We start from the raw sequence: 18,544 nt of genomic DNA on the forward strand, positions 1-18,544 counted from the left end.
GCCCATGTTGACGAAGGTAGGTTCGGGTGCGAGCGTGGTCAATCCTCGCATGTCGCCCGCAGGTCAACGTGTCGTTACCGGCACATCACCGCCCACGTCAGACGACTGTCATCGCCGAGAAATCGTTGAGAAAACGCCGAGAAACGGCCCTCGAATGACCTCACCCCCGTCCGCCCCCACCCTCCTCGTCCTCGACGCCGAGCCGCCGCCCCGCCTCGGCCGCCTCACCGGCCGCGCGCGCATCGAACACGCGGCCCCCTCGACCCTCGCCGAGCGCCTCCCGCACGCCGATGTGCTCCTGGTCTGGGACTTCACCTCGCACGCCGTGCGCGAGGCCTGGCCGGGCGAGGGACCGCGCCCGCGCTGGGTGCACACGGCGAGCGCGGGCGTGGACCATCTGATGTGCCCGGAGCTGGCCGACTCCGACACGGTGGTCACCAACGCACGCGGCATCTTCGACCAGCCCATCGCCGAGTACGTCGCCGCGCTCGTCCTCGCGATGGCCAAGGATCTGCCGCGGACGTGGGAGCTCCAGCGCGCCCGGGAGTGGCGCCACCGCGAGTCGCAGCGGGTCGCGGGCACACGCGCGTGCGTCGTCGGTTCGGGCCCGATCGGGCGGACGATCGCCCGTACCCTCAAGGCCCTCGAAGTGACGACCGCGCTCGTCGGACGCACCTCGCGCACCGGCGTCCACGGCCCCGAGGACCTCGACCGGCTGATGGCGCGCGCCGACTGGGTGATCGCCGCCGCGCCGCTCACCGAGCAGACGCACGGCATGTTCGACGCCCGCCGCTTCGGCATGATGCAGCCCTCCGCACGCTTCATCAACGTCGGCCGCGGCCAGCTGGTCGTCGAGGACGCGCTCGCCGAGGCGCTGGCCAAGCGGTGGATCGCGGGCGCAGCCCTGGACGTCTTCGAGCACGAACCCCTCACCCCCGACAGCCCGTTGTGGCAGTTGCCCGGCCTGATCGTGTCCCCGCACATGAGCGGCGACACGATCGGCTGGCGGGACGAACTCGGTCGGCAGTTCCTGGAGTTGTACGAACGCTGGGAGGCGGGCAGATCACTGCTGAACGTGGTCGACAAGAAGCGCGGGTACGTACCCGGACGCTGACGTCCCTGGAGGATGCTGCATGTCGGAGCTCACCGAGCTGACCGCCGTACAACTCGTCAACGGCTTCCGAAAGGGCGAGTTCAGCCCCGTCGAGGCGACCCGCGCGGCCCTGGAACGCGCCGAGCAACTGCAGCCGGTCGTCAACGCGTTCGTACGTCTCGACCCCGAGGACGCGCTCGCGCGGGCCGCCGAGTCGGAGCGGCGGTGGCGGCGCGGGGAGCCGGCCGGGCTGGTGGACGGGGTGCCGGTGACGGTGAAGGACATCCTGCTGATGCGGGGCGGGCCGACGCTCAAGGGCTCCAAGGCCATTGACCCGAACGGCCGTTGGGACGAGGACGCCCCCTCCGTCGCCCGGCTGCGCGAGCACGGCGCCGTGTTCCTCGGGAAGACCACGACGCCCGAGTTCGGCTGGAAGGGCGTCACGGACTCACCGCTGTCCGGGGTGACCCGAAACCCCCACGACACCTCACGCACCGCGGGCGGTTCGAGCGGCGGAAGCGCGGCGGCCGTGGCGCTGGGCGCGGGGCCGTTGTCGCTCGGCACGGACGGCGGCGGCAGTGTCCGCATCCCGGCCGCCTTCTGCGGGATCTTCGCGCTGAAGCCGACGTACGGACGGGTGCCGCTGTATCCCGCGAGCGCCTTCGGCACGCTGGCGCACGTCGGGCCGATGACGCGGGACGCGGCGGACGCGGCGCTGCTGATGGACGTGATCGGCGGTCCCGACGCCCGGGACTGGTCGGCGCTCGCACCGGCCACCTCCTTCGTCCAGGCCCTCGCGGGCGGCGTCCGCGGGCTGCGGGTCGCCTACTCGCCCGCGCTGGGCGGCCAGGTGGCGGTCCGTCCCGCGGTCGCCGCGGCCGTACGGCGGGCCGTGGAACGCCTGGCCGGGCTCGGCGCGTACGTCGAGGAGACCGACCCCGACTTCACCGACCCGGTGGACGCCTTCCACACCCTGTGGTTCAGCGGCGCGGCCCGGGTGACCCAGCCCTTCGGGCCGCACCAGCGCGAGTTGCTCGATCCCGGACTCCGCGAGATCTGCGCCCTCGGCGCCCGCTACAGCGCGCTGGACTACCTCGCCGCGGTCGACGTCCGCATGGAACTCGGGCGCCGGATGGGGCACTTCCACGAGTCGTACGACCTGCTGGTCACGCCGACCCTGCCGATCACCGCGTTCGAGGCGGGCGCCGAGGTACCGAAGGGATCAGGGCACCGGCGGTGGACCGGCTGGACGCCGTTCACCTACCCGTTCAACATGACCCAGCAGCCGGCGGCGACGGTGCCGGTGGGGACGGATGGGGACGGGTTGCCGATCGGGATGCAGATCCTGGGGGCACGGCACCGGGACGATCTGGTGCTGCGGGCGGCGCATGCGCTCTACGAGGCAGGGGGCGCCGGCCCTCGGGAATAACCCCCGGGAATAAACGGAGACAGCCTCCTGTTGCACTGCCGCGGACAGCGCACGGCACCAACACAGGAGGCTTCACCGTGACGGCAGACGAGATACGGGGCACAGCGCAGGGCACGGCCCCCACCGCCCTCTCCGTACTGGACCTGGTGACCGTCGGTGCGGGACACACCGCCACCGACGCCCTCCGTACCAGCGTCGAGCTGTCCCGCCTCGCCGAAAAGCGCGGCTTCCACCGCTACTGGGTCGCCGAGCACCACTCCATGCCGGGCGTGGCCTCCTCGTCGCCGGCCGTGATCCTCGCCCACCTCGCCGCACACACCAGCCGCATCCGCCTCGGCTCGGGCGGCGTGATGCTCCCGAACCACGCCCCGCTCGTCATCGCGGAGCAGTTCGGCACGCTGGAGGCGATGGCGCCGGGCCGCGTCGACCTGGGCCTCGGCCGAGCCCCCGGCACGGACGGCGCCACCGCGGCAGCCCTGCGGCGCACGGACCACCTGGGCGAGGGTGCCGACGACTTCCCCCAGCAGCTCGCCGAGCTGGTCCGCTTCCTGGACGACGACTTCCCCGACGGCCACCCCTACCGCCGGATCCACGCCGTCCCCGGCCCGGTCCAGGCGACCAGCCCCGGCGGCGTCCAGTCCCCGCACCGCCCCCCGGTCTGGCTGCTCGGCTCCTCCGGCTTCAGTGCCCGTCTCGCCGCCGCTCTCGGCCTGCCCTTCGCCTTCGCGCACCACTTCTCCGCGCAGAACACGATCCCGGCCCTGGAGATCTACCGGGAGTCCTTCCAGCCGTCCGCGCTCCTCGACGAGCCCTACGCCCTCATCGGCGTCTCCGCGCTCGCCACCGACGACGAGAAGGAGGCCCGCCGCCAGGTCATGGCCGGCGCCCTGAACATGATCCGCCTGCGCACCGGACGTCCCGGCCTCGTCCCGACCCCCGAGGAAGCCGAGGCCCACGAATTCAGCCCCATGGAGCGGGAGTTCATCGGCTCCTGGAACTCCAACATCATCCACGGCACCGCCGACGAGGTCCGCGCCGGCCTCGACGACCTCCAGAAGCGCACCGGGGCCGACGAGTTGATGCTCACCTCGCACGCCCACGACGGAGCCGTCCGCGTCCGCAGCTACGAACTCATCGCGGACGCCTACGGGTTGCCGACCGCCGCCTGAACTTCGGGCGGGCCCAGCAGCTCGGAGATACGATCCGGCGGCACCGGACGGGAGTACAGCCACCCCTGCCCGGTGTCGCAGCCGATGTGACGGAGCCGGGTGGCCTGCGCCGACGTCTCCACGCACTCCGCCGTGACGGTCAGCCCCAGCCGGTGGGCGAGCTGGATCATCGCCTCGACGATGACCTCGTCCGCCGGGTTGGGCGCGACGGCCTTGTCGGCGGTGCTGTCGGTGCTGTCGTACTGGAAGCCCCGTACGAACGACCCGTCGAGCTTCAGCACCGACACCGGCAGCCGGCTGAGGTAGGCCAGGTTCGAGTAGCCGGTGCCGAAGTCGTCGATCGCGATGCCCACGCCCATCTCGCTGAGCGCCTGGAGCGCTTGGAGGGGGCGGCCCGCCGAGCCCATCACCGCGGACTCGGTGAGTTCGAGCTGGAGCAGATGCGGTGCGAGGCCCGTCTCCGCCAGCGTCTCGGCCACGTCCGCCACCAGGTCCGAGTCCCAGACCTGGCGGACCGCCACATTGACGCTGACGAACAGCGGGGGTTCGTCGGGGTGTTCCACCTGCCAGCGCCGCGCCTGCCGGCAGGCCGTGGCGAGCACCCAGCGGCCCAGCGGAACGATCGAACCGTCCTCCTCCGCCAATCCGATGAACCGATTCGGCGTCAGTACGCCGAACTGTGGATGGTTCCATCTGACCAACGCCTCGACCCCGCGCAGCCGTCCGTCCTCCATGCCCACCAACGGCTGGTATTCGAGGGTGAATTCACCACGCTCGATGGCCGGGCGGAGGGTGGAGGCCAGGGCCTGACGGGTCATGCGGTGGGCGTTGCGCTCCGGATCGAACAGCGTCCAGCGGTCCTTGCCGTCGGCCTTCGCCCAGTACAGCGTGGTGTCGGCGGCCTGCATCAGACCGGTCGCCGTGGTCCCGGCGGCCCGGCGTTCCACCACGCCGATCGACGCCGAGACCGACAGCCGCTGCCCGGACAGGTCGAACGGCGCCTGCAGGGCCCGCAGCACCGACTCGGCCAGATCGGCGAGTTGCTCGGTACCCGTCGAGTCCTCGACCAGCAGGGCGAACTCGTCCCCGCCGAGCCGCGCCACCAGCGGCGCGCTCGCTCTGGCGTAACCGGCCTCGTCCGCACAGCGATTGAGGCGCTCCGCCACGGCGGCCAGCAGCCGGTCGCCGACCCGGTGGCCGAGCGTGTCGTTGACCGCCTTGAAGCCGTCGAGGTCCAGGTAGCACAGCCCGATCCGTCCGGTGCCGCCCTCCGCGTACGCATCCGCCTCCAGCGCGGACGACAGACGCTCGAAGAACAGCGTGCGGTTGGGCAGCCGGGTCACCGGGTCGTGCATCTGCAAGTGCCGCAGCCGCGCCTGGAGTTCACGCCGGGCACTGATGTCGAAGACGGACAGCAGCACCGCCTCGGCCCGGTCCGGCAGCGGCCCGACCGTGACCTGCACCCACACCGCCTGCCCGTCGGGATGCTTGATACGACGCGTACAGCGCAGCCGCGCCTGCCGCCCGCGCAGCACCTCGCGATACGCGTGCCAGGTACGGGCGTCGGACGCCAGGTCCACCAGATCGGCGGCCAGTTTGCCGGTCAACACCTCTGCCTGCGCGCCGAGTAGAGCGCCGAGCGCTTCATTGGCGCTGACGACCAGGCCCTCGCGGTCGACCACGGCCATCGCGAGCGGGGCCGCGGAGAACGCGGAACGGAAGTCGACTGGTGGGGTCAGAGTGTCCGGAGTGGTGCCGGACGACAACATTTCATCACTCTCTGTGACGGCAAGTTGCATGAGATCTGCCGTGGGCGCCGGCCCTTCGGACGTTCCGCTCACCGCTCGCTCCCGCAGTGCACTCGATCTTCGGATGGGTCTCGTCGGGATGACCGTCCGGGGAGGAAGGCCTCCGGGCCGTGTCCGGGCTGGAAAGTGTGCCGATCATAGAGGCTGGCCCCGGGCCCTTCCAGCCACAGTCCAGTGTCCCCGACGGACCGGCCTTTCTGGCAGATCGTTTCTGCCCGCACATGGGCGGGTTCTTCGGGCCCTCGATCGCATGTGACGTTCCGTGAGCGATTCGGGGGTGTCGGCTTCGGCTGTTGCCACTGGCCCTCTCTTCTGACGGTCTCTCGGGTATCTCACTCATCTGGGCCAGACAAACAGGACGTAGTACGACAATCTCGCACAGGCTGGATGCGGTGTCCCGCGAACCGCACCCGGAGGTCCCCGTGCCACGTCAGCTCTCCCTCACCGGACTCACCCATGGGGTCCGCCGAGGGTTCGGCTGGGCGGCGGCGCGGCCCCGACTGCGCAGTACGGCCGCGGTGTTCACCACGATGTCCGCGCTCGCCGCGACATCCCTGATCACGGGCCCTTCGGTCGCCGAGCCGTACTCTCCGGCCTCGTGCGCCCTGCACCGCACCGACGCCCATCACTCCGAGGGCGTCGACACCTGGAACGCCGCCTATCCGCGCCCGGCCCGCCGGCTTGACGCGGTGATGGTGTTCCTGTCCTTCCCGGACTCCGCCCCGCTCACCACCCCCGCCGAACTGACCGCCGACCACTTCCCGGTCACCAGCCGCTTCTTCGAACGCTCTTCCTACGGCCGCTTCACCCTGCGCCCGCACCCGCTCCGGCACTGGACCCGGATGCCGCACTCGTCGATGTCGTACGCCATACAGCGCGACTGGAATTCCGCGCACCGGGCGGCCTTCCTGCGCGACGCCATGCGGGTGGCCGACCCGCACGTCGACTTCTCCCGCTACGACATCGTCTACTTCGTCGCCGATCCGCACGCCCCCGGCGTCGACTCGGACGCGACGAAGGTCGTCAACCTGGAGACTCCGCTGCGCGCCGACGGCACGGACCTGCGCCGGGTCGTCACGGTCTTCGAACAGCATCCGCCGGACCGGCTGGTCCTGGCCCATGAGACCGGGCATGTCTTCGACCTGCCCGACCTGTACCACCGGCCGACGGACGACGAGGGCGACTGGGACACCTATGTCGGCGACTGGGACCTGATGGGCAGCCAGTTCGGCCTGGCGCCCGACCTGTTCGGCTGGCACAAGTGGAAGCTGGGCTGGCTGGACGGCCGGCAGGTGAGATGCGTGCAGGGCAGCGGGCCCACCCGGCTGACCCTGGAGCCGCTGTCGGCGGGCCCGGACGACCCGGCGACCGGCGCCGCGGGCGCCCCGTCCTTCGGCCTCGGCAACGGCACCAAGGTGGCCATCCTCCGCACCGGCGCCGACACGGCCCTCGCCTTCGAGGCCCGCGGCCCCGTCGGCAACGACGCGACGGCCTGCCGCCAGGGCATCCTCGTCTACCGCGTCCGCAGCGGCGAGGCATCCGTCGGTGGCCCGATCCAGGTCATCGACGCCCACCCCCGCACCGAGGCCTGCTGGGCGAACTCCGTCTACCCACCCCTCGCGGACGCCCCGGTCGCCCTCGGCGAGACCTTCACCGTGCCGGGCGAAGGGGTCCGGGTGGAGGTGGAGGGGCGGACGGCGGCGGGGGCGTGGACGGTGAGGATCACGAGAGCGTGATCCCGTCGGTTGTGTGTCTGGGGGGCACGCAAAAGGCCTCCCACCTGAGTGAGAGGCCTTCCGGTCGGTGCGCCGCCAGGGACTCGAACCCCGGACCCGCTGATTAAGAGTCAGCTGCTCTAACCAACTGAGCTAGCGGCGCCTGCTGACGTCGTAGACCTTAGCACCCTGATCGGCGGGAGGAAAAATCGATATCCGTACGGTGGTCCGGGCCGCCCGCACGGCCGCCCACAGCAGGATTTCCGGCCCCGGCAGCCACGGGTGACGGGTGTCGGGGGCGACGAGCCAGCGGGAGTGGAGGCCGACCGCACCGAGGGGGGCGGGGAGGGTCACGGCGTCACCGTGGCCGTGGCAGAGCAGTGGCGGGATTCCACCGCTCCGGCCGGCCCACTCCTCCCATTCCAGCAGCGACGGCAGCCGGTGTGCCGTACCCGTCCCGGCGAACAGCAGCATCCGCCCCCGGAACACCGCGACCGGCCCGGACCCCGGTCCCTCGTCCCACAACCGGTCCAGCATCTGCCGCCCGAAGACCGCGGGCACGCTCACGACATCGAAGGCAGTACCGCACGGCAGCACGACCGGCGCGTCCGGCCGCTCCTCCCACAGCGCGAGAGCGCTCCGCGGGTACGCCCCGGCCGACGCCAGCCACGCTGCACCGTCCGCGGTGACACCGGATACGTCGAATCGATCGGACAACGTCTCATTGCGGGTGCTGCTGCTCATACCGTCCAGATCTACCGCCGGTGAGCAGACAGTCCCAGAGGGTTGCCGGAAACGGGGACAGAGAGCAACGGGAGGGAGTATCTTGCCCGCCTGGCATATGCCGCCCACCCCTACTGCGGGTAGGGCGCAGGCGGCACCCCGTCAGCGCCGGGCCGGCGCGACCCACCCCGCCCCAGCGACCGCGCCGGGCCGCGCGACCCACCCCCGGCCAGCACCAGCCAACGTTCACGTCACTCACACCGGATCCGCAGTCCCCCGCCCATCCCCGGCAACCCCCCGCAAAAGATCCCGCCCGAACTCGACCATCTTCTTCGCGTAGTCCTCGGTCCACTCGGCCCGCTCAGCGATATCCGCCGCCGTCAGCCGATCGAACCGCCGAGGATCCGCCAACTGCGCGGCCGCGATCGCCTGAAACTCCACCGCACGATCCGTCGCCGCCCGAAACGCCTGCGTCAGCTCCGTCGCCCGCGCCAGCAACGCGCGCGGATCCTCGATCGACTCCAGATCGAAGAAGTGCTCCGGATCGTCCGCCACCTGCGCGGGCTCGAAGAGCAGTGGCGCGGGGCGTAGCCGCGGTTCGTTCCGACGCGGCGTGGGCTCCGCCATGTCTGTCTCCTCCTCGTACGTCATGGGCGGCCGGCCTGTGGAGCGGGCCACCGTCCATTGTCTCGCGCCTCCGCAAGTGGGCCTGCGGCACATGGCACCGGCACAAGCCTCACGGCCGCCACCCCACCCGCCGCTCGGCCAGGTGCGCCAGTACGGCGTGGTTCACCTCCCAGCCGTCCGGGGCTGTATTCACGGGCCGCCTCCGGCGGCGTGCCGGACTCCGTCCGGCGGTGGGGCGTCGTCTGCGGCGCTGGCTGGTGCACTGCCCGGGAGCCGGTCACGGCCGCCACCCCACCCGCCGCTCCGCCAGATGCGCCAGTACGGCATAGTTCGCCTCCCAGCCGTCCGGGGCTGTATTCACGGGCCGCCTCCGGCGGCGTGCCGGACTCCGTCCGGCGGTGGGGCGTCGTCTGCGGCGCTGGCTGGTGCACTGCCCGGGAGCCGGTCACGGCCGCCACCCCACCCGCCGCTCCGCCAGATGCGCCAGCACCGCGTGGTTCGCCTCCCAGCCGTCAGGAAACTTCACGACCGTCCCCAGCTGCACCGGCTCGGTCGACGGATATTCGTCCAGCAGGTCGCTCACGCCGGCCCGGCAGACCACGATGCAGGCGTGCCGGTGGCGGGAGGTGAGGACGCAGAGCCGTCCGGTCTCCAGGTGGAAGGCGGTCGCGTCGGGGCGGCCGGACAGGGGGTGGAGGATCACTGTGACGTCGTACTCCCGGCCCTGGAGTCGGTTCGCGGTGTCGACCGTGACGTCGGCGACGCCCAGATCGCCGAGTGCTGCCCGCACCGCCGCCGCCTGGTCCCGGTGTGCCGTGCCGACCGCGATCCGGTCGGCGGTCAGGGGCGCCGGGCCGTCCGACCGTTCCGACGTGGCCGCACCGCCCCGGTCCAGCAGGCGCCGTACGACCGTAGCGACGGCCCGTACCGCCTCCGGATCGGTGCGCGGGGTGCGCCGGGCGGGCAGTTCCAGCAGGCCCCAGCCGGATGCGGCCGCCTCGTCGATCACCCGGTCGGGGCCGGAGCCGTCCGAGGGGACCGCGAAGGTCAGCCGCCGGTCGCCGTGGTCCGTACCGCTGCGGAACGGCGTGTACGGGTAGAAGGCGTCCGACACCAGGGGCGCCGCGGACGCCGGGAGCCGCCAGGACACCGGGAGGCGGTGCTGCGGCAGCTCGGGGTTGTGGGCGAGCAGGGTGGTCACGGCGGAGCCGGACGGGTCGTACGACAGGCCCGCCCACTGCTCGCTGCCCACGATCGAGAACGGGTCCAGCTGCCCGGGGTCGCCCACGAACAGCGCCCGCTCGAACAGCCCGGCCACGGCGAGCAGCGCGTCCGAGCGCATCTGGTACGCCTCGTCGACGATCGCGTGCCGCCATGGCTCGTCGACCTTGACGTGCGCCCACTTGGCGGCCGTCGAGACCACGACCGGGAGGCCGGACAGGTCGCCGGCCTTCGCGGACTTCCGTACCTGCGGCAGGTCGTCCAGCGCCTTGTCGTACGGGTCGGTGTCGCTGCTGTGCAGCCGGCCGACCGGCAGCTCGGGGTTCTTCTCGGCGAGCCTCAGCACCAGGTCGTCGACCTGGGCGTTCGTCTGCGCGACGACCATCAACGGGCGCCCGGCATCGGCCAGTTCCAGCGCCGCACGGACGACGAGCGTGGACTTGCCGGCGCCGGGCGGGGAGTCGACGACGACGCCCCGATGGGTGCCGTGCAGGGTGTCGGCGAGGATCGCGTCGGTGGCGCGGGCGGCCTCCGCACCCGGGTCGAAAGCGGCCTGGGCCGTCACAGCACGTCCTCCGCGGTCATCGGGTCGGCCTCGGGGAGGACCGCCTCGCCGGGCGGCCCGCCATGGGTCCACGGGGTCTGCTCGGGGTCGGGCAGCTTGGCGCCGCCCCGCTGTTCGTGCTCGAAGAGGGTGAAGCAGACCGCGTCGCCCTTGTCCGGCACCGAACCTTCCTCCGGCACCTTGCCGCGGCCCATCTTGTCGACGATCCGCAGCACGATCAGATCGTCCCCCGCGCGTTCGACGAACTCCGCCGCCTGCGGCTTCCCGCCCAGCGACCGGTACACCCTGACCCGCTCGCCGAGATGCGGCCGGTCGCCGGTGCGGACCGTGATCAGCGGGCGCGGGCTGGGGCGCTTGCTCTCGCTGTACGCCATGACGACATCCGTGACCTCGCCCGCGAACGCTTCTCCGGACAGCCGCCGCCCGGCCATCACCAGCGGGTCGTCGAGCGCCTCCTGGGCCTCCAGACGGGCCTGTTCCCGCTCGCGCGCGGCGAGCTTGTTGGCCGCGGTGACCGCGTCGTCGCGGCGCGGCTGCGGGGGCTCGCCGGCCACGATCCGGTCGCGGTGGGCGGTGAAGGACCAGCGGTCGCGGGTCCACCGCTCCTCGATGTGCGCGCCGGCGGGCAGGGCGCGCAGCAGGTCGAGGCCCTGCCAGACCTTCTGCCAGGTGGGCAGCGTGCGGCTCAGTACCAGGTCGCGGATCTCCCGCTCGGCGGCGGTGAGTTCACCGAGCCGGTCGTCCGCCTCCAGGCCGTCCTCGGCGGCGGCGAGGGCGGTGCGCGCACGGTCGTAGCGCTCGATCGCGGGCGCGAGCAGCCTGTTGTCGAACGCCGGGTCGGTGGCCGGGCCGGCGGGCGGGCACAGCAGCTGGCCCTGCCGGTCCCGTGCCAGCTCGGCCCGCAGCGCGGCCTCGGCTCCTGACTCGTCCTCCGGGGGGTCGATCCACGCGAGCAGCGCGCCGAGGTGCTGGTCCTCGAGGCTGGACTGGCCGGTCGCCCAGTGCCGGGCCAGCACGTCCGTCATGGCCAGCAGCAGCGAGGAGCCGGGCACGCGGGCCCGCTCCCCGAAGTGGGTCAGCCACCGGCCGAGCAGCGGGACCCGGGGCGGCGCCGGATACGGGGTCTCCGGGTCCTGCTCCGCCGTGCGCCGAAAGCGCATGGAGCGGCCCAGGAGTCGTACGAAATCGACGCCCGCGCGGCTCGGCACGATCAGCTGCGGGGCGTCCGCGCACAGTTCGACCTCGACCTTGACCCGCTTGCCGGTCTCGGGGTCCGTCTCGGAGCGCTCGGCGGCCTCGACCGCCTCGGCGTACCCGTCGACATACGGCAGCACGACATCCGCCAGCTCCGCCAGGAACGCGAACCTGAGGTCGCGGTCGCGTGGCTGCGGTACGACCAGCAGGCGCGGTGCGTCCCGGTCCGTGCCCACCAGCGCGCCGAGCGGGGCGCCGGCCTCACCGGCCGTGGTGAGCGGCACGAAGACCAGGGGGTGGTCGGACAGATGCCGGTGCCGGACCGTGGCGGCGGGCTGGGCGTGACCGGTGGCGACGGCTTCGAGGCGGGCGAGGGTGGAGATCAGCGACACGAAGCGGCCTCCCCTACGCGCCGGTCGAGCGCCTCGGCCCGTAGCTCCGCCGCCCGGCGCAGTGCTGCCACCGCCGGGTCGTCCGGGTCGCCGGCCTCGCCGCGGGCCGCCGCGAGCACGTCCCCGACCGTCGTCAGCCCGCCCAGCTCGGCCCGCACCGAACGGCCGAGGGAGGTCACCGCGCCGACCGCGCGGGAGCGGTCGCGGCAGTGGAAGGCCAGCTCGCAGGCGGACAGGCACTCGGGCGCGTAGGTCGCCGGAACCGACTCGACGGCCGCGGTCAGCTCGCCGGCGGGCAGCTCGGGGGAGAAGCAGGTGTTCTCCGGGAGCGCGTCGGCGATGTCCTGGATGCGGGTGAGCCGGGCCAGCTGGCGGCCGGTCACCGCGCGCTGCTTGCGTACGTCGACGGCGGACGCCGTGGGCAGGTTGGAGAAGTCCTTCGGGCAGACCAGCAGCACCCGATGGCGTACGCGCGGGGCGGGGGTGAGGCGGGCCGCGACCTGCTCCAGTGCCAGGACGTACACCGCGGCCTGGCGGGCTGCCGCGCCCACCTTCGCCGGGTCCGCCGAGCCGTCCAGCATCGGGAAGGACTTGATCTCCACGACCGTCCAGCTGCCGTCCGGGTGCACGACCACCGCGTCCGGCTCCAGGAAGGCGGGCGACCCGGCGACGTCGAGGGCGAGCATCGGGTGGTCGAGCAGCGTCCAGCCGCCGGCTTCCACGGCCTCGCGCAGCGCCAGCGCCGTACGCGCGGACCGTCCCTCGGGGCCGATCGCGGACAGGTCGGGCACGTGCGCCCGAGCGGGCGGTTCGGCGCCTCGGTCCAGCTTCTCGTGCACCAGCCGCAGCAGCTCCGCGCCGCCGTCGGCCTTGACCTTCGCCTCGAACGCGTTGCCCCGGACGAACGCGAACTGCGACTGCCCGAAGGCCGACGGGGCGCCCAGCGCGCTCGCCAGCGCCGCCTTGTCCACCCCGGCGCCGTCGAGGATCGCGCGCCGCTTGCAGCCCGGGTTGGCGGCGAGTGCCGCCAGGGCACGGGCGTCCAGTGCCTTGGCCGGTACGTCGGGGCCGCGCAGCTCAGCGAGCCGGTGCCGGAGTGCTGTCCCCCGCGTCCTGGGGGGCGGCACTCGGCTCGGCTCCGGATCCGAACCGGGACTCGCGCTGCCGTGGAAGTCGCTCACCCGTGGAAGTCTGGCATCCGCCACTGACAATTGAGGCCGGTGCGTCGACAGTGCCCGCTGTAACGGGCGCGACCCGTGCCGCCAGCCGGTTCCGGACGAGGCCGGCGACCCGCAACACGTACGGCGTCAGCAGGAACCCGGCGCCCATCACGGCCGCCCCCGCGACCGCGTCGAGGAAGTAGTGGTTCGCGGTGCCCATCACCACGATCGTCGTCACCAGCGGGTAGACGACGGCGGCGACCTTGGTCAGACGCGTCCCGCCGTACCGCCAGAGGATCACGCCGCACCACAGCGCCCAGCCGCAGTGCAGACTCGGCATCGCCGCGTACTGGTTGGTCAGGCCGCCCAGCCCCTTCGGCGCGCTCGCGTCGCCGCCCCACCAGCCGTACGAGCTGTACTGGGCCATCGTGTCCACGAAGCCGTAGCTCGCGTCGAGCAGACGGGGCGGGCAGGTCGGCATCAGCGTGAAGCCGATCAGGCCGATGAAGGTGGACGTCATCAGCCAGGTGCGAGCCGCTCGGTAGTGCCGGGACCGGGACCGGAAGAGCCAGATCAGGATCGCGGGCGTGACGGCGTAGTGCAGCGACGCGTACCAGAAGTCGGCCGGGACGCCGATCCAGGGCTCGCGGGTGAACAGGCGGTTGAGGGGATGCTCCGCGTTGAGATGGAGGACCTTCTCGATCTTCAGGATCGCCAGGCCGTGATCGACGGCCTTGGAGACATCGCCCCCGACGAGCAGCCGGCCGGCGGAGTAGCAGGCGTACACCAGCACAATCAGCGGCAGTTCGGTCCACCAGCGCAGGCGGGGCCGTAGGGCTGCCTCGGTGCCCAGCGTTTCGGCGTGCGGCATCCGATCGCCCTCCCCCTTCTCGTCGCGCGGCCCCGGCGCTCCGGACGTGCCACTTTACGGTGTATGCGCGAGCCCCCGAGTGGCGCCCCCGGCCCTGATAGACGCAGAGATCGCCCGGCGGGTTGCCCGTGTGTGCCGTAGGCGATGATGGAGGGGGCCCACTCGAATCCTCATGGAATCCCTCGATTCCTCATGGAATCCCTCTGGAAAGGTCTTCGATGGCACCGCGCATCCTGCTGGCCAGGCACGGACAGACGGCGTGGTCGCTGTCCGGCAGACACACCGGCAGGACCGACGTCCCTCTGCTCGAGGAGGGCCGCCGCGGCGCCAAACTGCTCGGCGAGCGGCTGCACCAGGCACCGTACGACGGTCTCCCCGGCGTCGAGGTGTGCACCAGCCCCCTGGCACGCGCGCGTGAGACATGCGAACTGGCCGGGTTCGGGGAACGCGCGCGTGCCTGGGACGTGCTCATGGAGTGGGACTACGGCGCGTACGAGGGCCTGACGCCGGACGAGATCCAGTCCGGCCGTCCCGGCTGGCTGATCTGGCGCGACGGGGTGCCCGACGGGGAGAGCCTCGCCGAGGTGACGGCCCGAGCGGACGAGATCGTCGCCTGGGCGCGGGCGGCGGACCGGGATGTGCTGGTCTTCGCCCACGGGCACATCCTGCGGTCCATCGGCGCACGATGGCTGGGCCTGCCGCTCGATTTCGCGGCTCGGATACGGCTCAACCCCACGTCGCTGTCGGTGCTCGGGTGGGCGTACGGCGAGCCGGCGATCGAGAGCTGGAACGACCTGGGGCACCTGGCGGGGTAGGGCTTACGGGGCTGCTCATGCCGTACGCGGGAGCGAGGCGTGTCGCTCCAGGAAGGCCGACACGTCCGAGGCGCGGCGGTGCGGGAGCAGCACGCGCGCGGTTCCCGCCAGCATCGTCTGGATCCGGGACGACTGGACCTCGTTGAGGAGATCCAGGACGCGCATGCCGGCCAGGGCCGCTTCGTCGGGGTGGCCGCCGCGGGCGAGGTCGTCGGCCAGTTCGGCGGTGTACAGGGCGATGTTGCGGGTGAAGTGCGGGTCCTGGAGCTGGGCCGCGCGCCGGGCGTGGCGGGCCGCGCGGGGCCAGTCGCCCAGGGTGGACCAGCACTGCGCCTCCAGGCCCTCCAGTTCGGCCTCCCCGTAGAAGCTCATCCACTCGGGGTCGTCCTCCGAGGGGCCGCGGTCGTACAGGGCCTGGGCGCGGGCCAGCGCCTGCTCGCAGCCCGTGCGGTCGGCGAGCCCCGCCCAGCCGCCCGCCTCACGAAGGGCGAGCAGTGACATCAGGCGGGCGGAGCCCAGCGGGCGTGCGACGCGCTGCGCGGCCTGCGCCGCGCGCAGCGCCTCCCTCGGCCGTCCCGCGTCCCGTGCGAGGAACGCCGTGTTGCAGAAGGCGTGCGCCTCGAGGCCGGGATCGCCGGACATCCGGGCGGTCGCGAGCGCCTCCGCGTAGTGCGAGCGTGCGTCGTCGAACCGGCCCGAGTCATGGGCCAGCCAGCCCACCGAGATGGCCAGCTCACCGGCGCCCGAGTGGAGGCGGTCCGCGGTCTTCTGCCGGGTCGCGCCGGCGTCGAGCAGCGCGTACGCGGCGCGCAGCGGGGCCGCCGCGCGCTGGTAGAGGCCGTCCGCGCCGTGCCGGTCGTCGAGCAGCCGGATTCTGCGCACGGCTTCCTCAAGGGCGTCCGCCTCGCCCGCTCCGGAGCGGCGGGCCGGGCGCTGTGCGGCCGATGCCTCGACGGCGAGCCCGATGGGGCCCAGGGCGGCGGCCACCGTGGCGCCACCGCCGGTCATGAATGCGCGACGTAGCACGTCGCTCTCCTCGTGGTTCTCGTGCGTCTCGTAGGGCTTCTGCGGGTCATACGGCTCGTACGCCCCCTCCGTCTCACCGGGTTCGTACGCCGGGCTTGTGGTGTGCAAGGGGGGCGTGTCCTCGGGGTTTCGCGCCCCGCGTCCGCGTACGGATGCGCGGGGCGCGAAGCCCAGGTCGGTGAGCGTGCGGCCGGGGAACATGTGCAGGAACACCCGCTCGTACGCGTAGTTGGGGCAGCGGATCTCACCCGCCTCGACACGACCGATGTAGCGCGCGTCACAGCTGACCCGCTCACCGATCTCGCGGGCGGCTCGCCGGACCGCCGCGGCGAACTCGGCCGGCGAGCGCTGGGCGCGCAACTGCCGGAACGCGAGATTCGGCCGCGGTGGCCGGGGAGACTGAGACGAGGTCACTTCTGACGACGCCATGGCCGGGTCCTCTCGTGCGAACCGTCGAACCATGCCGGATATAGGGCTGGTTGTCCGTGAGGCACCCCTGTGTCCGGCGGGCAAGAACGTACCTGCTGTGTCGGAGCCACCACGCAGTGTTTGGCTACAAACCGGATATCTCATCCGTGATCTGCCATGAACTGCCATCCTTTGCGGCTGACTTCTCGCGTAGCCGTTGACGCGGCGACGCGTTGGACTCTGTGGACCGGGAGCCGCCCGACTCCCGACCCGCTCGTCCTAGGAGGGGTTCCGTGGTGCAGGCCGGGATGGAGACCAGTCAGAGCGTCGAGGCGTGTGCGCCGTGTACGCCGTGTGTGCCGAGTGCTCCGGTGACGACGGCACGGCATGCGCCGACCCCGGACAGCAGCGCGACGCCGTTCGCCGCCGACGCGGACGGGTGCGACCTGGTGACCGTGCCCGCTCGGCAGGGGCTGGAGGCGGTCGACATCCTGCGGCGGGGGGCCGGGGACTCGGTGGGGCCGGTGCTGCATGACGACGGCTGCGACACCCTGGGCTTCGTGGTGCCGGCCGGGACCGCGGCGGGGTGGGACGTTCCGGGGAGTACGTGTACGGAGACGGACGGCCGGGGGCTGTGCGTGAACCCCCAGCCGCCGGTGGAGGGGTCCGACTGGCTGCTGCCGCCGGGGGAGGCCGACCTGGCGACGGACCCCGCGGTGCTGCGGGCGGCGCTGGGGGAGGCGGCTCGGTTGATCGAGGCGGCGGACAACTGTCGGTGACGTGCGGTGCCCGCAGCTGGGGCGGGCGGGGTCGGGTGCCTCGATAATGGGGCAATGGGAAAGTCCAGGAACTCGCGGCGGCGGGGTGTGGGTGACGCGGCTGTCGTCGAGGCTGTCGACGGGGGGTTGGCCGAGCTCATACCGGATCGGGATCGCAGCCGGGGCTGGACGTTGCTCATCGACGGGGCGCCGCAGTCGTATGTGGACCTGGACGACCCCGCCCATCTCTCCTTCGAGTACCAGCGGCGGCTCGGCCACGTCGTCGACCTCGTCGCCCCGCCCGGCAGCCCCGTTCACGTCGTGCATCTCGGCGGTGGGGCGCTGACGCTGGCGCGCTATGTCGCGGCCACCCGGCCCCGGTCGACCCAGCAGGTCGTCGAGCGGGACGCCACCCTCGTTCAACTGGTGCGCAGGCAGCTGCCGTTGGAGCCGGGGGCCCGTATCCGGGTGCGGTCCGTGGATGCGCGGGAGGGGCTGGCCAAGGTGCCCGACGGGTGGGCCGACCTGATCGTGGCCGACGTGTACAGCGGGGCCCGCACGCCCGCCCACCTCACCTCGACGGAGTTCCTCGACGAGGTACGCAGGGCGCTCAGGCCGGGTGGCTGGTACGCCGCCAACCTCGCGGACGGCCCGCCGCTGACCCATCTCCGGGGTCAGATCGCCACCGCGTCCGCCCGTTTCGCGGAGCTGGCACTCGTGGCCGACCCGACGGTGCTGCGGGGAAAACGGTTCGGCAACGCAATCCTCGTAGCCTCCGACCACCCCCTCCCGATCCCCGAACTGACCCGCCGAGCCGCCTCCGACCCCCACCCCGCCCGAGTCGACCACGGCAAGCCCCTGACCGACTTCACAGGCGGAGCCACACCGGTGACGGACGAGGCGGCGGTAGCGTCCCCGGCACCCCCACCATCGGTCTTCCGCTGAACGCGGGTTTCTGCAGCGCCCCTTTAGGGGCGCGGGGCTGTATCTATATGCGGCTCCGCCGCGTGGGCGCGACAAGCCCCCACCAACCCGCAGACGACAAACAACCAACCAGCGGAGCTAATACGTCCCGATGTCCACCCGCGGCGCACTGTCGTGCCAAGTACAGAACACCGACACCCGATCCGCCCCCTGCGCGAACTCCACCCGAATCCACGTCTCCGTCTTCCACACCTGCATCGACCACCCCGCGGCCGGCGAAGCGGACACCAGAGTCGCGGAAGCCTCCCCTAGGTCGAAGACCGCCCGCCCACCCTCGGTGTCGTAGCTCTTGACCCGGCCGGAGGCGGTGGGGGACGGGCTGGGGGCTTGCGTCGACGCCGAAGCCGACGGCGTCGCACGCGGCGTCGGCGTCGGTGGCGGCTCGCTCGACGGAGTCGCCCGCGCCGTAGAGGAGGCCAGCGACTTCGACTCCTGCGTGGTCGCGTCGCCGGACGTGATGGGCAGGGCGCGCGGCGGGTCGTACGCCGTGCCCGCCATCACCGTGTGGACACCCCACCACGACAGCGTGACCGCCGCGCCCGTGGCGAGCGTCCACGCGAGTACGTGTATGAGACCTCTGCGCATC

At 72.4% G+C, this 18,544-nt stretch carries 16 protein-coding genes and 1 tRNA gene; 7 read left to right on the forward strand and 10 right to left on the reverse strand.

The genetic code is table 11. The features are described from left to right. The first annotated feature begins 154 nt into the window (after window positions 1–154). The 3 genes from OG828_RS31125 to OG828_RS31135 all read left to right on the forward strand — a co-directional run bounded on the left by OG828_RS31125 (window position 155) and on the right by OG828_RS31135 (window position 3,691). Window positions 155–1,114, forward strand: coding sequence for a D-2-hydroxyacid dehydrogenase (locus OG828_RS31125; protein ID WP_328502994.1), 960 nt, complete (start codon window positions 155–157; stop codon window positions 1,112–1,114). A gap of 19 nt (window positions 1,115–1,133) precedes the next feature. Beyond that, window positions 1,134–2,522, forward strand: a complete 1,389-nt coding sequence (locus OG828_RS31130) for an amidase (RefSeq protein WP_328502995.1) — start codon at window positions 1,134–1,136, stop codon at window positions 2,520–2,522. A 77-nt stretch (window positions 2,523–2,599) separates the two neighbouring features. After that, window positions 2,600–3,691, forward strand: coding sequence for an LLM class flavin-dependent oxidoreductase (locus OG828_RS31135; protein ID WP_328364025.1), 1,092 nt, complete (start codon window positions 2,600–2,602; stop codon window positions 3,689–3,691). On the opposite strand, the gene OG828_RS31140 is transcribed toward OG828_RS31135, so the two are convergent. After that, entirely contained in the window at window positions 3,667–5,532 is a 1,866-nt protein-coding gene (locus tag OG828_RS31140; RefSeq protein WP_328502996.1) for a putative bifunctional diguanylate cyclase/phosphodiesterase, read from the reverse strand. The genes OG828_RS31135 and OG828_RS31140 overlap by 25 nt on opposite strands. A 389-nt stretch (window positions 5,533–5,921) precedes the next feature. On the opposite strand from OG828_RS31140, the gene OG828_RS31145 reads away from it, so the two are divergent. Continuing rightward, a complete protein-coding gene (locus OG828_RS31145; protein WP_443062449.1) occupies window positions 5,922–7,235 on the forward strand; it encodes a M6 family metalloprotease domain-containing protein in 1,314 nt (437 codons plus the stop codon). A 68-nt stretch (window positions 7,236–7,303) separates the two neighbouring features. Here OG828_RS31145 and OG828_RS31150 read toward each other — a convergent pair. The 7 genes from OG828_RS31150 to OG828_RS31180 all read right to left on the reverse strand — a co-directional run bounded on the left by OG828_RS31150 (window position 7,304) and on the right by OG828_RS31180 (window position 13,967). Further along, window positions 7,304–7,377: transfer RNA gene (locus tag OG828_RS31150), tRNA-Lys, on the reverse strand. Next, complete coding sequence (locus tag OG828_RS31155) at window positions 7,368–7,958, reverse strand: bifunctional DNA primase/polymerase (protein WP_328502997.1); 591 nt, start codon at window positions 7,956–7,958, stop codon at window positions 7,368–7,370. Before OG828_RS31155 ends, OG828_RS31150 begins: the two co-directional genes overlap by 10 nt. A 234-nt stretch (window positions 7,959–8,192) precedes the next feature. Beyond that, the gene (locus OG828_RS31160; RefSeq protein ID WP_210576758.1) at window positions 8,193–8,564 is read right to left on the reverse strand and encodes a hypothetical protein; all 372 of its coding nucleotides are present in this window, start codon (window positions 8,562–8,564) and stop codon (window positions 8,193–8,195) included. A gap of 445 nt (window positions 8,565–9,009) precedes the next feature. Then, complete coding sequence (locus tag OG828_RS31165; RefSeq protein ID WP_328502998.1) at window positions 9,010–10,350, reverse strand: AAA domain-containing protein; 1,341 nt, start codon at window positions 10,348–10,350, stop codon at window positions 9,010–9,012. Further along, the gene (locus OG828_RS31170; RefSeq protein WP_328502999.1) at window positions 10,347–11,936 is read right to left on the reverse strand and encodes a hypothetical protein; all 1,590 of its coding nucleotides are present in this window, start codon (window positions 11,934–11,936) and stop codon (window positions 10,347–10,349) included. The genes OG828_RS31165 and OG828_RS31170 overlap by 4 nt, the downstream gene beginning before the upstream one ends. Continuing rightward, entirely contained in the window at window positions 11,927–13,063 is a 1,137-nt protein-coding gene (locus tag OG828_RS31175) for a hypothetical protein (RefSeq protein ID WP_328503000.1), read from the reverse strand. The genes OG828_RS31170 and OG828_RS31175 overlap by 10 nt, the downstream gene beginning before the upstream one ends. Continuing rightward, complete coding sequence (locus tag OG828_RS31180; protein ID WP_328503001.1) at window positions 13,014–13,967, reverse strand: phosphatase PAP2 family protein; 954 nt, start codon at window positions 13,965–13,967, stop codon at window positions 13,014–13,016. The genes OG828_RS31175 and OG828_RS31180 overlap by 50 nt, the downstream gene beginning before the upstream one ends. 218 nt (window positions 13,968–14,185) lie before the next feature. Here OG828_RS31180 and OG828_RS31185 point away from each other — a divergent pair, with 218 nt between their 5' ends. Beyond that, window positions 14,186–14,782 carry a histidine phosphatase family protein gene (locus OG828_RS31185; RefSeq protein ID WP_328440440.1) on the forward strand — a complete coding sequence of 199 codons (597 nt, stop codon included), beginning with the start codon at window positions 14,186–14,188 and terminating at the stop codon, window positions 14,780–14,782. A 15-nt stretch (window positions 14,783–14,797) separates the two neighbouring features. Here the strand turns inward: OG828_RS31185 and OG828_RS31190 are convergent, their stop codons facing one another. Beyond that, window positions 14,798–16,237 (reverse strand): hypothetical protein, encoded by a 1,440-nt coding sequence (locus tag OG828_RS31190; protein ID WP_328503002.1) that lies wholly within the window; start codon window positions 16,235–16,237, stop codon window positions 14,798–14,800. 272 nt (window positions 16,238–16,509) lie between these two features. Here OG828_RS31190 and OG828_RS31195 point away from each other — a divergent pair, with 272 nt between their 5' ends. Together OG828_RS31195 and OG828_RS31200 are read left to right on the forward strand one after the other, a co-directional pair. Further along, a complete protein-coding gene (locus OG828_RS31195) occupies window positions 16,510–16,995 on the forward strand; it encodes a hypothetical protein (protein WP_328364056.1) in 486 nt (161 codons plus the stop codon). Between the two features lie 54 nt (window positions 16,996–17,049). After that, window positions 17,050–17,919: a spermidine synthase gene (locus OG828_RS31200; RefSeq protein ID WP_328503003.1), complete on the forward strand. Its 870-nt coding sequence runs from the start codon at window positions 17,050–17,052 to the stop codon at window positions 17,917–17,919. A gap of 117 nt (window positions 17,920–18,036) precedes the next feature. Here OG828_RS31200 and OG828_RS31205 read toward each other — a convergent pair whose 3' ends face one another. Continuing rightward, window positions 18,037–18,543 carry a hypothetical protein gene (locus OG828_RS31205; RefSeq protein WP_328503004.1) on the reverse strand — a complete coding sequence of 169 codons (507 nt, stop codon included), beginning with the start codon at window positions 18,541–18,543 and terminating at the stop codon, window positions 18,037–18,039. Window position 18,544 lies beyond the last annotated feature (1 nt).

The sequence above is a fragment of the Streptomyces sp. NBC_00457 genome, from assembly GCF_036014015.1.
Lineage (GTDB): Bacteria > Actinomycetota > Actinomycetes > Streptomycetales > Streptomycetaceae > Streptomyces.